Raw genomic sequence first — 15,249 nt, forward strand, 5'->3', positions numbered from 1 at the left:
GGCTTGGGCCCAGGAGAGCCAAGGTGGGCTAGGTAAAATCACCTATTTCGGACACCGATCGTCCTGCACGGCCTGCGCAGAGCTGCCGTCATTTATTTTTGAGAAGCCCCCGCCATGAGCAACGCCCCCGCCACTGTGGCCCTCCAGCCCGGCCTTGAGAGCCTGTCCAAATCCTTCGAGCCTGCTGCGCTGGAAGCCCATTGGGGCCCCGAGTGGGAAAAACGCGGATACGGCGTGGCTGGTTTTCGGGGCACGCAAGCGCCCAAAGACGGCGCACCCGCGTTCGCCATCCAGCTGCCCCCGCCCAACGTGACCGGCACGCTGCACATGGGCCACGCGTTCAACCAGACCATCATGGACTCGTTGACCCGCTACCACCGCATGCTGGGCCACAACACCGCCTGGATTCCGGGCACCGACCACGCGGGCATTGCCACCCAAATCGTGGTGGAACGCCAGCTGCAGGCCAAGGGCATCAGCCGCCACGACATGGGCCCCACCCCGGCCGAAGCTCGCAAAAACTTTGTGAGCAAGGTGTGGGAGTGGAAAGAAGAGTCCGGCAGCACCATCACCAGCCAGATGCGCCGCATGGGCGACAGCGTGGACTGGAGCCGCGAATACTTCACGATGGACCCCAAACTGTCCCAAACCGTGACCGAGACTTTTGTGCAGCTGTATGAGCAAGGCCTGATCTACCGCGGCAAACGCCTGGTGAACTGGGACCCGGTGCTGCAAAGCGCGGTGTCCGACCTGGAAGTGGAAAGCGCTGAAGAAGACGGCTCGATGTGGCACATCCGCTATGACTTGGCCGATGGTTCAGGCAGCCTGACCGTGGCGACCACCCGACCCGAAACCCTGCTGGGCGACGTGGCCGTGATGGTGCACCCTGAAGACGAGCGCTACAAACACCTGATCGGCCAGCAGGTCAACCTGCCCTTGTGCGGCCGCACCATCCCCGTGATTGCCGACGACTACGTGGACAAGGACTTCGGCACGGGTGTGGTGAAGGTCACACCCGCGCACGACACCAACGACTACCAAGTCGGCCAGCGCCACAAGCTGGACATGATTTGCGTGCTGAACCTCGACGCCACGATCAACACCAACGCCCCCGAAAAATACCGTGGCCTGGACCGCTTTGTGGCCCGCAAGGCCGTGGTGGCCGACCTCGAAGCCGCAGGCGCTTTGGTGGAAGTCAAGAAGCACAAACTCATGGTGCCCCGCTGCGCCCGCACGGGCCAAGTGATTGAGCCCATGCTGACCGACCAGTGGTTCGTGGCCATGAACCAAGTGGGCCAAGGCGACGCCACCGGCAAGAGCATTGCCCAAAAAGCCATTGACGCGGTGCAGTCGGGCGAAGTGAGCTTTGTGCCCGAGAACTGGGTGAACACCTACAACCAATGGATGAACAACATCACCGACTGGTGCATCTCTCGCCAACTGTGGTGGGGCCACCAGATTCCGGCTTGGTACGACGAAGACGGCCAGGTGTACGTGGCGCGCAACGAGGCCGAGGCCCAAGCCAAAGCCCCTGGCAAAACCCTCAAGCGCGACGAAGACGTGCTGGACACTTGGTACTCGTCGGCCCTCGTGCCGTTCAGCACCATGGGATGGCCCGAGAAGACGCCCGACTACGACCTGTACTTGCCCAGCAGCGTGTTGGTGACCGGCTACGACATCATCTTTTTCTGGGTCGCCCGGATGATCATGATGACCACGCACTTCACCGGCAAAGTGCCTTTCAAACACGTTTACATCCACGGCCTGGTGCTCGATGCCCAAGGCAAGAAGATGAGTAAATCCGAAGGCAACGTGCTCGACCCGGTCGATCTGATCGACGGCATCACCCTCGAGCCCTTGCTTGAAAAACGGACCCAAGGCCTGCGCAAGCCCGAGACCGCGCCCAAGGTGCGCAAGCAAACCGAAAAAGAATTCCCAGAAGGCATCCCGGCCTATGGCGCGGACGCCCTGCGCTTCACCTTTGCGGCGCTCGCGTCACTGGGCCGCAGCATCAACTTTGACTCCAAGCGCTGCGAGGGCTACCGCAACTTCTGCAACAAGCTGTGGAACGCCACCCGCTTTGTGCTGATGAATTGCGAGGGCCAAGACTGCGGCCTGAAAGAGCACACCAAGGACGAATGTGCAGTGGGCGGACCGGCCCATGGCTACATGTCTTTCAGCCAGGCCGACCGCTGGATCAGCTCACAGCTGCAACGCGTCGAGGCCGATGTGGCCAAAGGCTTTGCCGAGTACCGCCTGGACAACGTGGCCAACACGATCTATGACTTTGTCTGGAACGAGTTCTGCGACTGGTACCTCGAAATCGCCAAAGTGCAGATCAACACCGGCACCGACGCGCAAAAACGCGCGACACGCCGCACGCTGATCCGCACACTCGAGACCATCATGCGCTTGGCGCACCCGATCATCCCCTTCATCACCGAAGAGCTCTGGCAAAAAGTGTCGGTGGTCGCAGGCCGTCCGGGCGAGTCGGTCAGCATCGCCGCCTACCCCGTGAGCCAGCCCGAACGCATCGACTTGGATGCCGAAGCCCATGTGGCCAAACTCAAGACCTTGGTGGACGCTTGCCGCAACCTGCGCGGCGAAATGAATGTCTCGCCCGCCACGCGCATGCCCATGTATGTGCTGGGCGACACCTCCTTCATGCAAAGCGTGGCACCGGTTCTGCAGTCATTGGCCAAGCTGAGCGAAGTCAAGGTGTTTGACACCGAAGCCGAATGGATCGCCGCCGCACAAGCGGCCCCCGTGGCCGTGGTGGGCGAAGCGCGTTTGTGCCTGTTCATCGAAGTGGACGCGGCCGCAGAAAAAGTCCGTCTGACCAAAGAAGCCGCTCGCCTGGAAGGTGAAATCACCAAGGCCAACGCCAAACTCGGCAACGAGGCCTTTGTGTCCAAGGCGCCGCCAGCGGTGCTCGACGAAACCAAAAAGCGCGTGGCCGACTTCGGCGCCACACTCGACAAAATTCGCCAGCAACTGCAACGCTTGGGCTGATGCAGCCCTGCAACCGGAGACAGCATGAGCCACAACGTCATTCGCAAAGCCGTATTCCCTGTGGCCGGTTTGGGCACGCGCTTTTTGCCCGCGACCAAAGCGGCGCCCAAAGAGATGCTGCCCGTGGTGGACAAGCCGCTGATCCAGTACGCGGTGGAAGAAGCCTACGCGGCGGGTGTGCGGCACATGATCTTTGTGACGGGCCGCAGCAAACGCGCCATCGAGGACCACTTTGACACCGCCTACGAACTCGAAAACGAGCTCGAGGCGGCGCACAAGGACGAATTGCTCGCGCTGGTGCGCTCGGTGCAGCCCGACGACATGGTGTGCGCCTATGTGCGCCAAAACCGCATGCTGGGCCTGGGCCACGCGGTGCTGTGCGCCGAGCCGCTGGTGGGCAACGAGCCGTTTGCGGTGCTGCTGGCCGATGACCTGATGGTCAATTCGGGCCCCTCCATCTTGACCCAAATGGTCGAGGCCTACACCAAGCAAGGCCGCTCGGTGCTGGCGGTGCAAGAGGTGCCGCTCGACCAGGTCAAGCGCTACGGCATTGTGGCCGGTGAACCTGCCGGCAAACAGCTCATTCGGGTGGAGCAAATCGTGGAAAAACCCAGCCCCGACAAAGCCCCCTCACGCATGGGTGTGGCGGGTCGCTACATCCTCACGCCCGGTATTTTTGACGAGATCCGCAACCAACCCACAGGCGTGGGCGGCGAAATCCAACTCACCGATGCGATTGCCCGCCTGATGCAGCGCGAGGCGGTGTACGCATTCCAGTACCAAGGCAAGCGCTACGATTGCGGCAGCAAGGAAGGCTTCTTGGAGGCCACCGTGGAGCTGGCTTTGCAGCACCCCCAAGTGGGTGCATCGTTCCGCGACTACCTTAAGGGCCTGAGCCTCTGACCAGCCCTCTGTAGGAGCGAGCCTTCCCCTGTGGGAGCGAGCCCCTGCTCGCGAATGGCGCTTAAGCCATGGCAATCATTCGGCCGCAGGGGCGGCCTCCCACAAAAGATGTGAGAGTGTCGGTTCTTCAACGCCGTTTCAGTGCAAACACAAAAGCCGTGTCGGTCTTTTCCTGCATCAGCAGATCGTTGCCGGTTTGCCGGGCAAAGGCTTCGAAATCACGCCAAGCCCCAGGGTCGGTCGCCGTCACTTTGAGCACCTGCCCGCTGCTCATCTCGTTCAAGGCCTTTTTGGCCTTCAAAATGGGCAAGGGGCAGTTCAGCCCGCTGGTGTCTATTTCCTTGTCGATGTGCATCATGTGTCCTGATTCGGTTCTTGGCTTTGCGCTGCGCGTTCTTCCCACGACATGAACTTGGGCTCGATGCCGATGGTGCGCAACCAGTCGCCCAAGGCATAGCCGGTGCCCGCAGGCCAGCAAATCAAGTCTTTGAAATCGAACATCTTGTACTCGGCCAACTCGGGTGACAAACGCACCTCGCCTTCGGCCACAGCGTGATAGGCAATGATCACTTGGTTCATGCGCTGGAAGTCATAGACGCCAATCAACTTGAGAGCAGACACTTTCAGATTGGTTTCTTCGGCAATCTCGCGTGTGATGCCCTCTTCAGGCGTTTCGCCCGCCTCCATGAAGCCGGTGATCAACGCAAAACGCCGGCCCGGCCATGCGGCATTGCGGGCCAGCAAAATTTGATCACCCACCTGCACAATGCCCGCCAGCACCGGCGTGGGGTTGTTCCAATGGGTGAAGTCGCAAGCCGTGCAGCGCAGACGCATGACCTCGCCACCGTCTTCCAACTGGGTCTGCCAAGCCAAGGGCGTGGCGCATTGCGGACAAAAACGAAATTCAGCCATGGGGCATCCTGGGTTCAGGCGGGGAACACGCCTGTGGACAAGTAGCGATCACCGCGATCGCACACAATGAACACGATGGTCGCGTTTTGCACGGTTTTCGCAATCTCCTGCGCGACCCAACAAGCGCCTGCGGCCGAAATGCCCGCAAAAATGCCCTCGCTGCGGGCCATTTGGCGACAGGTTTCCTCGGCATCGCTTTGGCTCACATACACCAGCTCATCAACCCGGCTCGCGTCGTAAATTTTGGGCAGGTACTCTTGCGGCCATTTGCGAATGCCCGGAATCCGCGATCCTTCGCTGGGCTGTGCGCCAATGATGCGGATGGCCGGGTTTTTTTCTTTCAAATAACGCGACACGCCTGTGATGGTGCCCGTGGTGCCCATGGCGCTGACAAAGTGGGTGACCTGCCCTCCCGTCTGCTCCCAGATTTCAGGGCCGGTGGTTTCGTAATGGATGCGCGGGTTGTCGGCGTTGGCAAATTGGTCCAGGATGCGGCCCTTGCCTTGCGCGGCCATGCTGTCGGCCAAATCGCGGGCGTATTCCATGCCGCCGCTCTTGGGCGTGAGGATCAACTCGGCACCAAAAGCCTTCATGGTTTGGGCGCGCTCGATGGACAGGTCCTCGGGCATGATCAGCACCATGCGGTAGCCCTTGATGGCGGCCGCCATGGCCAGCGCAATCCCGGTGTTGCCGGATGTCGCCTCGATCAGGGTGTCGCCGGGCTTGATCTCGCCCCGCTCCTCGGCCCGGCGAATCATCGACAAAGCCGGCCTGTCCTTGACAGAACCCGCAGGGTTGTTGCCCTCGAGCTTGCCCAAAATCACATTGCCACGCGCCGCAGCATCGGCCGCCCCCAAACGTTGCAAAGCCACCAAGGGTGTTTTGCCGATCGCATCTTCAATGGTTGGATAAATCATCCCAATAATGTGCCATAATTCAGGTCTTCACGAATTCCTGCCCGGGTGGTGAAATTGGTAGACTCAGGGGACTCAAAATCCCCCGCCGCAAGGCGTGCCGGTTCGAGTCCGGCCCCGGGCACCAAACAAAAAGCCGCAAGTGTCAGTCACTTGCGGCTTTTTCTTTTGTTTTTCAGATCAATCGATCCCCGCACTCCAGCGGTTATCCCATGTTTTTTCGATTTGCCTGCGGTCGCGTTTGGTGGGGCGGCCTTGCTCAATGCTGAGCGCAGGCTCGCGGGCCAGGCGGTGCTGCTCGGCGGCTTTTTCGCGGGATGCGATGCTTTCCGGGGTTTCTGTGTACAGCAGCTGGGCCACAGGTGCCGGGCCGCGCACACCGCTCAAGCCCTGCACCACCACGGTGCGCTGCACGGCGCCTTGGCGCAGGCACACCGTGTCGCCGGGTTTGACTTCTTTGCTGGGCTTGGCATCTTGCCCGTTGACCTGCACACGGCTCTTGCCGATCTCTTCGCTGGCCAGGCTGCGGGTTTTGTAAAAACGGGCCGCCCACAGCCACTTGTCAATACGCTGGGAGGTCATCGCGCCACCGAAAACAAGGCGCCTTGAGGGCTCAAGCCGTCGCGCACATGCGGGTAATGCAAGCGGATTTTCAATTCTTTTTTCATGCGCGTGTTGTCCAGCCGCCGAGACTCGCTCATGAAGCTCAGCAGCATCAAGGGCAAAGCGGTGTTGGCATCATGGCGGGAAATGCGCGGTGGTTTGGGCAAGCCATACAGACTGGCGGCCAGGTCAAAGTAGTCGCCCATTTTCAAATCGGTGTCGTCGGTCACATTGACCACGCGCTGGGGCTTGCCGCGCCACAGGGCCGCAGCGCAGGCCCTTGCCAGATCATTGGCATGGATGTGGTTGGTGTACACGTCCTCTTTGGCGACCAGCACGGGCGTGCCCTTGAGCAAGCGCTCGCGGGGCGTTCCACCTTCGCGGTCGGGGGCGTAAATGCCGGGGATGCGCAACACGCTCACCCGCACGCCGCTGCGACCCAAAAACCGCATGTGGGCTTCGGCATCGACACGGCGCTGTGCACGGGGGGTGTGCGGCTTGGCGGGCCGGGTTTCATCCACCCGCTGGCCACCACAGTCGCCATAAACACCCGTGGTGGAGCCGTACACCAGCACTTGGGGCAAGGCGCGCAAACGCAAAGCACGCACCAAGGCCAGGCTGCGCGGATCGCGCTCAGAGGCGCCGCGTCGGTCGGTCGGCGGTGGCGCCAGGTGGATCACGCGGTGTGCGATGCCGGCCAAACGCTTCAAACTGGCCGCATCGTCCAAGTTGCCCTGCAAGGGCGTGATGCCGCAAGCCCGCAGCAAACGCACGCGTTCAGGCGATGACGTCAAGGCCATCAAGCGCACGCGCTGGCTTTGTGGGGCGCCCAACTGACCTGCTGTGCGCAAGCCCACATCACCGCAACCCACGATCAAAACACGCTGGCGGCGGAAACGGGCGGGCAGTGCACCCAAGGGGGTTTGGTTTGAAGGCAAAATCAGGGGTTCCGGGTCATATTCACGCCCTCTAGGATACCCAAAAGATGAGCTTTCAAATTTCTGTGCAGCCCAGTGGCCGCAGCTTCACCGCCGACGACAACGAAACCCTGCTGGCCGCGGGCATCCGCCAAGGCATTGGCCTGCCCTACGGCTGCAAAGACGGTGCTTGCGGTTCCTGCAAATGCAAAAAAATCTCGGGCACCGTGGTGCATGGCCCGCACCAGGACAAAGCCCTGTCTGCAGACGAAGAAGCCCAAGGCCTGGTGCTGACCTGCTGCGCCACCGCCCAAAGCGATGTGGTGCTCGAATCCAAACAGGTCACGGCCGAAGGCGGCTTGCCCGTCAAAAAGATGCCGGTGCGCGTGATCAGTCTGGAGAAGAAATCACACGACGTGATCGTGCTCAAACTGCAACTGCCCGCCAACGACGTGATGAAGTTCCACGCGGGCCAGTACATCGAGTTTTTGTTGCGTGACGGCTCACGCCGCAGCTACAGCATGGCCAATGCCCCGCACACCCTCGAGGTCGCGCCACCCACGGTGGAGCTGCACATCCGGCACATGCCCGGCGGCAAGTTCACCGACCCGGTGTTCACCACCATGAAGGAAAAAGACATCCTGCGCGCCGAAGGCCCGTACGGCAGTTTCTACCTGCGCGAAGACAACGACAAGCCCATCGTGCTGCTGGCCTCGGGCACGGGCTTTGCCCCCATCAAGGCGCTGATCGAGCACATGCAGCACCGCGGCATCACCCGCCCAGCGACGCTGTACTGGGGCGGCCGCCGCCCGGCCGATCTGTACATGGCCGATTGGGTGCAAGCCCGCTTGGCCGAGATGCCCAACCTGCACTATGTGCCCGTGATCTCGAACGCCGAGGCCGAAGACCACTGGACAGGCCGCACGGGCTTTGTGCACCAAGCGGTACTGCAAGACTTCCCCGATCTGTCGGGTCACCAGGTCTATGCCTGCGGGGCCCCCATCGTGGTGGACTCGGCCAAGCGCGACTACGTGGCGCTTGGCGGTTTGCCGGAAGAAGAGTTTTATGCCGATTCGTTCACGTCCGAGGCGGACAAGGCGAAGGCTGACTAGACCCGCGTCTGGGTGGGAGGCTGCCCCTGCGGCCGAATGACTGCCACATGCAGAACACGCATTCGCGAGCAGGGGCTCGCTCCCACAAGATGCTCTTGCACTGACTTTGTTTCGGAGACTCCTCATGACTTTGATCACGCGCCGCCTGTTCACCGCTGCCTCCCTTGCCCTCTCGGCACCCGCCTGGGCGCAGGGCAAGCCCATCCGCATCATCGTGCCCTATGCGCCGGGTGGCCCCATTGACGTCACGGCGCGGGCATTGGCCGAGCGGGTGAAGGACAGCCTGGGCACCGTCATCATTGAAAACCGACCCGGGGCAGGCGGCAACTTGGGCGCTGACCTGGTCGCCAAAGCCGCGCCCGATGGTTTGACGATCGGCATCGCGGCCACAGCCACGCACGCCATCAACCCCTGGCTGTTCGCCAAGATGCCGTACGACGCCAGCCGCGACTTTGCCCCCATCACGCAAATGCTGCGCGTGCCCAATGTGTTGGTGATGAACGCCGAGACCGCGCAGCGCCTGAAAATCAACACCCTGGCCGATTTGGTGGCCTACGCCAAAGCCAACCCCGCCAAGCTGAACTTTGGCTCGGGCGGCAACGGCAGTGCGGGCCACCTGGCCGGAGAAATGTTCAAGCGGGCTGCCGGCATTTTTGCGGTGCACATTCCCTACAACGGCGGCAACCCTGCCCAGTTGGCTTTGCTGTCTGGCCAAGTCGACTTCAACTTCGACAACCTGGCCACGGCGTCGGCCAACATCAAGGCGGGCCGGCTCAAGGCCTTGGCCGTCACCACGGCCCAGCGCAGCAACGCACTGCCCGAAATCCCGAGCATGGGCGAGACCTTGAAAGATTTCTCGATCGACACCTGGTGGGGTTTGGTGGCCCCAGCCGCCACCCCGCGCGATGTGGTGGCGCGGCTGAACAAAGCCTTTGCCGCCGCACTGCAAACACCCGAAACGAAAACCCGTTTCGCCCAACTGCTGGCCGAACCCGTGGGCAACACGCCCGAGCAATTTGGCGCCTTCATGAAGCAAGAGCTGACGCGCTACGAAAGCGTGGTCAAGGCCAGTGGGGCAAGGGTGGATTGAGCGCGGCCTGCCCCTGAATGCAAAAAGCCCGGCATGCCGGGCTTTTTGCTGACCAGAGGGCGTCTCATTCGCCCAGGTAGGCTGCACGCACCTTGGGGTCTTGCAGCATGTCCTTGCCCACACCACTCATGGTGATGAGGCCCGAGTCCATGACATAACCCCGGTCGGCAATGGCCAGCGCACGGCTGGCGTTTTGCTCCACCAGCAGCACGGTGACGCCTTGGGCGTACACATCGCGCACCACCTCGAAGATCTTGTCGACCATGATGGGCGACAAACCCATGGACGGCTCGTCCAGCAGCAAGACCTTGGGGCGGCTCATCAAAGCACGGCCCATGGCCAACATTTGCTGCTCCCCCCCGGACATGGTGCCGGCCAGCTGGTCCTTGCGCTCACGCAAACGCGGGAAGATGGTGAACATTTTCTCGATGTCGTCCGCGATGGCCGCAGCATCCGAGCGGATGTAGGCGCCCATTTGCAGGTTCTCGGTGATGGTCATGCGGGTGAACACACCACGGCCTTCCGGCACCATGGCCAGGCCTTGCTTGACCAAATCCCAAGGGCCTTGGCCTTGGATGCTCTTGCCCAGGTACTCGATGTCACCCGATTGCAAAGGCAAGGTGCCGGTGATCGCTTTCATGGTGGTGGTTTTGCCCGCACCGTTGGAGCCGATCAGCGAGACCAACTCGCCCTCGCGCACTTCGAGGCTCACACCCTTGACGGCCTGAATGCCGCCGTAGCCCACTTGCAGGTCTTTGACTTTCAATAGGATGTCGGCCATCTCAGTGTCCTCCCGTGCCCAGATAGGCTTCAATCACTTTTTCATTCTTCTGCACATCGGCAGGCGTGCCTTCGGCAATTTGCTTGCCGTAGTCGAGCACCGTGACGCGGTCACACAAGCCCATGACCAGCTTCACATCGTGTTCGATCAACAAGATGGTGCGGTTGTCCTTGCGGATTTGGTCGATCAGCTCGCGCAGTTGCACTTTTTCAGTGGCGTTCATGCCCGCCGCTGGCTCATCCAGCGCGATGAGCTGCGGGTCGGTCGCCAAAGCACGGGCGATTTCCAGGCGGCGTTGATCGCCATAGGACAAGGTGCGGGCTTTGTAGTCGGCAAACTTGCCAATGCCCACGTAGTCGAGCAGTTCTTGCGCGCGTTGGGCAATGGCCGCTTCTTCGGCTTTGAAACGGGGGGTGCGAAAAATCGCCCCCAGCAAACCCGAGTGGGTGCGCACATGGCGGCCCACCATCACGTTTTCGAGCGCCGTCATCTCGGCAAACAAGCGGATGTTTTGGAATGTGCGGGCAATGCCCGCCTTGGCCACTTCGTGCACGGCGGTGGGCTGGTAGGGCTTGCCTGCCAGCTCAAACGTGCCACTGTCCGGAGTGTACAAACCGGTGATGACGTTGAAAAACGTGGTTTTGCCTGCCCCGTTGGGGCCGATCAGGCCGTAGACCTGTCCACGCTGAATGGTGATGCCCACATCCGAGAGGGCCTGCAGACCGCCAAATCGCTTGGAAATGCCTGAAACGTTGAGAACGGTGTCTTGGTTGGCTGTTGGGTTCATGTTCTGCTCCTTCATTTCGACTTGAGCGATTGGCCATGCTCAGGCGAGGGCCACAGCCCACGAGGGCGCATCAACATGATCACGATCATGGCCAAAGCCACGAGCAATTGGCGCAAGATGGAGGCGTCCAAACGACCGCCTGTCATCTCTTGCAGAGGGCCGGCCACATAGCGCAGCACCTCGGGCAGGGCGGACAACAAAATGGCCCCCAAAATCACACCGGGCAAATAGCCCAGACCGCCCAGCACCACCATGGCGACGATCATCACCGACTCCATCAGGCTGAAGGACTCGGGCGAGATGAAACCCTGAAAGCCTGCGAACATGGCCCCCGACACACCCCCGAAAGTAGCGCCCATGCCAAAGGCCAACAATTTGAGGTTGCGGGTGTTCAAGCCCATGGCCTTGGCTGCGATTTCGTCTTCGCGGATCGCCATCCAAGCGCGGCCGATGCGGGAAACTTCCAAGCGGTGCGAGATCAAAATCGTGACCAGCACCAAGCTCAGGAACAGGTAGTAATAAAGCGAGACCGACGCAATTTCGAAATCACCAATCATCAGCTTCTTGCCGAGGTTCAATCCAAAAATCGAAATCGGATCGATCTGGTCCAAGCCTTTGGGGCCGTTGGTGATGTTGACCGGGTGGTCCAGGTTGTTCATGAACACACGGATGATTTCACCAAAGCCCAAGGTCACGATGGCCAGGTAGTCACCGCGCAGCTTGAGCGTGGGCGCACCCAGCAACATGCCAAACAGGCCCGCCAGCGCTGCCCCCACTGGCACGATCAGCCAAATCGGCATGTGCATGCCGTTGGGATAAGCCGCGGCGATCCATGCAAAGGTGTTGGTCAGGTGTGGCGACGACAGCAAGCCGTACATGTAAGCCCCCACCGCGAAGAAAGCCACGTAGCCCAAATCGAGCAAACCGGCATAACCCACCACGATGTTCAGGCCAATGGCCAACAAGATGTAGAGCAGCGCCATGTCGGCGATGCGCACCCAGGCGTTGCCAAACATTTGCAAAATCAAAGGCAAAGCAATCAGGGCAACGCCGATCAACAGGAATTGAAGTGTTTTGTTGTTTTTCATGCTCACCTCCATCAAGCGCGATCGGCCACACGCTCACCCATGAGGCCCGAGGGACGCAGGGTCAACACGATGATCAACACAATGAACGCAAAAATGTCGGTGTAGTGGCTGCCCAAAACACCGCCGGTCAGGTAACCGATGTAACCCGAACCGATGGCTTCGATCAGGCCCAGCAAAATGCCGCCAATCACCGCCCCGGACAGATTGCCAATGCCGCCGAACACCGCTGCGGTGAAGGCTTTGAGGCCCGGCAAGAACCCCATGGCGTGCTGGGCCGTGCCGTAGTTGGACGCGTACATCACCCCAGCGATGGCCGCCAAGATGGCACCAATCACGAAGGTGGCAGAAATCACCATGTCGGGCTTGACACCCATCAAAGCCGCCACGCGCGGGTTCTCGGAGGTCGCACGCATGGCGCGGCCCAAACGCGTGTAGTTGACCAACCACATCAGCACCGCCAAGGACACTGCGGTGACGCCCAAAATCATGATTTGCGTGGGCGTGATGACCACCCCGCCCATGTTGATGGGCGTGCTGGACAGCAAAGTGGGGTAGGCCTTGTAGTTGGGCTTCCAGATGATCATGGCCAGCGTCTGCAGCAAGATGCTCATGCCGATCGCGGTGATCAGGGGGGCCAACTTGGGGCTGTTGCGCAAAGGTCGGTAGGCAATTTTCTCGATCGAGAAGTTCAAAACGACGGCCACCACGCAAGCGATCAAGGTGGCCAAAATCAAAATGACCCACCCTGGCGCGCCAGGCATGGCGCCCTGCATCATGCCGATGGCCGACCAGCTGGTCAAAGCGCCCACCATCAGCACTTCTCCGTGCGCAAAGTTGATCAGGTTGATGATGCCGTACACCATGGTGTAGCCCAAGGCCACCAAGGCGTACATGCTGCCCATGACGAGGCCATTGATGACCTGCTGGAGGAAGACGTCCATAAATTTCTCCGTGTGTGGCCCGCGCTTAGCAGGCCTTCGCTTCGGTTGTTGTTCTCAAGTCAAGCCTACCTTTTGAGCAGACTCTGACCACTAGCAAAAAACCCGCCAGATCGTTACAACACCGGGCGGGGTGGCGGGATTGTAGTGAAAGAAAGTCTCCCGTCCGCATTCAGTGGCGTGAGGAATTACCCTGTGGCTGCATTTTTCTTTCGCAGTTCTTCCAATTTGTCGGCAATTTTTATTTCCAGACCCCGGCGGACCGGTTTGTAAAAGCCGGGCTCGGGCATGCCCTCTGGCAAATAGCGCTCGCCTGCAGCAAAGCCATCCTCTTCATCGTGGGCGTACCGGTAGCCTTTGCCGTAATCCAATTGCTTCATGAGTTGGGTGGGGGCATTGCGCAAATGCACGGGTACGGGGCGCGTGCCATCTTGCTTGACCCACGCTTTGGCGGCTTTGAACGCCTTGTAGGCCGCATTCGATTTGGGGGCGACGGCCAGATAAATCACGCACTGCGCCAGCGTCAATTCGCCTTCAGGGCTGCCCAGGCGCTCGTACACATCGGCGGCATCGAGCGCCATGCGCAGGGCGCGGGGATCGGCCAAACCAATGTCTTCGCTGGCCATGCGGATCAAGCGCCGCGCCATGTAGCGTGGGTCTGCCCCACCGTCGAGCATGCGCACAAACCAATACAGGGCCGCGTCGGGGTCGGAGCCGCGCACCGACTTGTGCAAGGCGCTGATGGTGTCGTAAAACTGCTCACCCCCTTTGTCGTAGCGCCGCATGCGCTCACCCAACACCCGCATCAGCCAGTGGTCGGTCACCGGGTCGATGGTTTCTTGCTTGGCCGCCATGGCCAAGGTTTCCAGGGTGTTGAGCAAGCGTCGGGCATCGCCGTCGGCATAGGCCAGCAAACGGTTCAGCGCCGCGGGCTCGACCGAAGGAATGGCTTGAATGGCCTGCGCCCGCTCCACAATGTGCGCCAAATCGTCTTCTGCCAACGGTTGCAGCACGTACACAGCGGCGCGTGAGAGCAAAGCCGAATTGACCTCGAAAGACGGGTTCTCGGTGGTGGCACCGATGAAGGTGAACAAGCCACTTTCCACATGCGGCAAAAACGCGTCTTGCTGGCTCTTGTTGAAGCGGTGCACCTCGTCCACAAACATGATGGTGCGCTGTGGATGCAATCCTGCTCGGGCGGCTTCGGCCTTTTCCACCGCTTCGCGGATGTCTTTGATGCCGCCCAGAACAGCGCTGATGCTCAAAAACTGGGCGTCAAACGCGTCGGCCATCAAGCGGGCAATGGTGGTTTTGCCCACGCCGGGCGGCCCCCACAAAATGCAGCTGTGGGGCTGACCCGACTCGAAAGCCAAGCGCAGCGCCATGCCCTCGCCGAGCAAATGCTGCTGTCCAATCACCTCACCCAAGTGGCGTGGGCGCAGGCGTTCGGCCAAAGGTGCATGGGGGGACAAAGGAACGGCGGTCATGGCCAGACGGTTTGCATCAAGGGCGAATGACGTCGGCACCCGCTGGGGCTTTGAAGACAAAGGTGCTGGCAGGCAACACAGGGTTGGTGGCGAAAGCCGAGAAGGTGAGCAAAGACCGCTGCCCCAAACTGTCTTGCACGTCGAGCACCACCAGCTCTGGCCCATTGGCTGCCGCACGCAAACCGACCATCACGGAGCGGACAGGCCCATCGGGCGCTTGAGGGGTGGCCCGCACCCACTGCAAACCATCACGATCGGGCTCGGGTGTGAACTGAAAGTCTTTTTTCAAGGCCTGCAAATCAGACGCAGAGGTCAGCAAAGCGGCGGGGGTGGCACCCAGCACTTGCGACTGAGGGCGGGCAGTGACCTGGTTCAGGTCTTGATCGTGCAACCAAAGCGTCTGGCCATCGGCCACCAAGGTTTGCACAAAAGGCTTGCGGTAATCGAAGCGAAATTTGCCGGGTCGCTGGAACTCGAAACTGCCACTGGAGGTTTTGGCACGCGCCACCTGTCCGGACCGGCTGGGCGATGTCACCACTTGGGTGAACTGGGCTTGGCCACTGCGGGCTTGCTTCATGAACTGGGCCAACAGATCCAGACCATCGGCGCGGGCCCAAGGGCCGCCGAGCAAGGCCAGCACAAGACAAGACGCCTTGAGCGCCACAGCCAGCGCTGCACGGCGAGGCCCCAAATTGTTTTTCATCG

Annotated in this window: 15 protein-coding genes and 1 tRNA gene; 5 read left to right on the forward strand and 11 right to left on the reverse strand. The window is 60.8% G+C overall.

Annotated features, from left to right (window positions below; genetic code table 11):
• Positions 1–114 precede the first annotated feature (114 nt).
• Entirely contained in the window at positions 115–3,012 is a 2,898-nt protein-coding gene (locus B9Z31_RS04480; protein WP_100118382.1) for a valine--tRNA ligase, read from the forward strand.
• A 24-nt stretch (positions 3,013–3,036) separates the two neighbouring features.
• Positions 3,037–3,915: a UTP--glucose-1-phosphate uridylyltransferase GalU gene (gene galU / locus B9Z31_RS04485; RefSeq protein ID WP_100118383.1), complete on the forward strand. Its 879-nt coding sequence runs from the start codon at positions 3,037–3,039 to the stop codon at positions 3,913–3,915.
• 127 nt (positions 3,916–4,042) lie between these two features.
• Here galU and B9Z31_RS04490 read toward each other — a convergent pair whose 3' ends face one another.
• Genes B9Z31_RS04490 through cysM form a run of 3 tightly spaced genes read right to left on the reverse strand, consistent with a single transcriptional unit; the run spans position 4,043 to position 5,744 of the window.
• Positions 4,043–4,270: a sulfurtransferase TusA family protein gene (locus tag B9Z31_RS04490; RefSeq protein WP_199174446.1), complete on the reverse strand. Its 228-nt coding sequence runs from the start codon at positions 4,268–4,270 to the stop codon at positions 4,043–4,045.
• Positions 4,270–4,827: an NUDIX domain-containing protein gene (locus B9Z31_RS04495; protein ID WP_100118385.1), complete on the reverse strand. Its 558-nt coding sequence runs from the start codon at positions 4,825–4,827 to the stop codon at positions 4,270–4,272. The genes B9Z31_RS04490 and B9Z31_RS04495 overlap by 1 nt, the downstream gene beginning before the upstream one ends.
• 14 nt (positions 4,828–4,841) lie before the next feature.
• Positions 4,842–5,744 carry a cysteine synthase CysM gene (cysM, locus tag B9Z31_RS04500; RefSeq protein WP_100118386.1) on the reverse strand — a complete coding sequence of 301 codons (903 nt, stop codon included), beginning with the start codon at positions 5,742–5,744 and terminating at the stop codon, positions 4,842–4,844.
• Positions 5,745–5,783: 39 nt separating this feature from the next.
• Between cysM and B9Z31_RS04505 the strand changes: the two genes are divergently transcribed.
• Positions 5,784–5,868 (forward strand) — tRNA-Leu (locus tag B9Z31_RS04505).
• Positions 5,869–5,921: 53 nt separating this feature from the next.
• On the opposite strand, the gene B9Z31_RS04510 is transcribed toward B9Z31_RS04505, so the two are convergent.
• Both B9Z31_RS04510 and B9Z31_RS04515 read right to left on the reverse strand, forming a co-directional pair.
• Positions 5,922–6,323, reverse strand: a complete 402-nt coding sequence (locus tag B9Z31_RS04510; RefSeq protein ID WP_100118387.1) for an RNA-binding S4 domain-containing protein — start codon at positions 6,321–6,323, stop codon at positions 5,922–5,924.
• The gene (locus B9Z31_RS04515; RefSeq protein WP_100118388.1) at positions 6,320–7,282 is read right to left on the reverse strand and encodes an SDR family oxidoreductase; all 963 of its coding nucleotides are present in this window, start codon (positions 7,280–7,282) and stop codon (positions 6,320–6,322) included. Before B9Z31_RS04515 ends, B9Z31_RS04510 begins: the two co-directional genes overlap by 4 nt.
• Positions 7,283–7,329: 47 nt before the next feature.
• On the opposite strand from B9Z31_RS04515, the gene B9Z31_RS04520 reads away from it, so the two are divergent.
• Both B9Z31_RS04520 and B9Z31_RS04525 read left to right on the forward strand, forming a co-directional pair.
• Entirely contained in the window at positions 7,330–8,373 is a 1,044-nt protein-coding gene (locus B9Z31_RS04520) for a CDP-6-deoxy-delta-3,4-glucoseen reductase (RefSeq protein ID WP_100118389.1), read from the forward strand.
• A 124-nt stretch (positions 8,374–8,497) separates the two neighbouring features.
• Positions 8,498–9,463 (forward strand): tripartite tricarboxylate transporter substrate binding protein, encoded by a 966-nt coding sequence (locus tag B9Z31_RS04525; protein ID WP_100118390.1) that lies wholly within the window; start codon positions 8,498–8,500, stop codon positions 9,461–9,463.
• A 64-nt stretch (positions 9,464–9,527) separates the two neighbouring features.
• On the opposite strand, the gene B9Z31_RS04530 is transcribed toward B9Z31_RS04525, so the two are convergent.
• The 6 genes from B9Z31_RS04530 to lolA form a co-directional block, all read right to left on the reverse strand.
• Entirely contained in the window at positions 9,528–10,244 is a 717-nt protein-coding gene (locus B9Z31_RS04530; protein ID WP_100118391.1) for an ABC transporter ATP-binding protein, read from the reverse strand.
• Between the two features lies 1 nt (position 10,245).
• Positions 10,246–11,031 (reverse strand): ABC transporter ATP-binding protein, encoded by a 786-nt coding sequence (locus B9Z31_RS04535; RefSeq protein ID WP_233200737.1) that lies wholly within the window; start codon positions 11,029–11,031, stop codon positions 10,246–10,248.
• A gap of 11 nt (positions 11,032–11,042) precedes the next feature.
• Entirely contained in the window at positions 11,043–12,119 is a 1,077-nt protein-coding gene (locus B9Z31_RS04540; protein ID WP_100118731.1) for an ABC transporter ATP-binding protein, read from the reverse strand.
• A gap of 11 nt (positions 12,120–12,130) precedes the next feature.
• Positions 12,131–13,060 carry a branched-chain amino acid ABC transporter permease gene (locus tag B9Z31_RS04545; RefSeq protein WP_100118393.1) on the reverse strand — a complete coding sequence of 310 codons (930 nt, stop codon included), beginning with the start codon at positions 13,058–13,060 and terminating at the stop codon, positions 12,131–12,133.
• 185 nt (positions 13,061–13,245) lie between these two features.
• Positions 13,246–14,544 (reverse strand): replication-associated recombination protein A, encoded by a 1,299-nt coding sequence (locus B9Z31_RS04550; RefSeq protein WP_100118394.1) that lies wholly within the window; start codon positions 14,542–14,544, stop codon positions 13,246–13,248.
• Positions 14,545–14,560: 16 nt separating this feature from the next.
• A complete protein-coding gene (gene lolA, locus B9Z31_RS04555; RefSeq protein ID WP_100118395.1) occupies positions 14,561–15,247 on the reverse strand; it encodes an outer membrane lipoprotein chaperone LolA in 687 nt (228 codons plus the stop codon).
• Positions 15,248–15,249: the final 2 nt, after the last annotated feature.

The sequence above is a fragment of the Limnohabitans sp. G3-2 genome, assembly GCF_002778275.1.
Taxonomy (GTDB): domain Bacteria; phylum Pseudomonadota; class Gammaproteobacteria; order Burkholderiales; family Burkholderiaceae_C; genus Limnohabitans_A.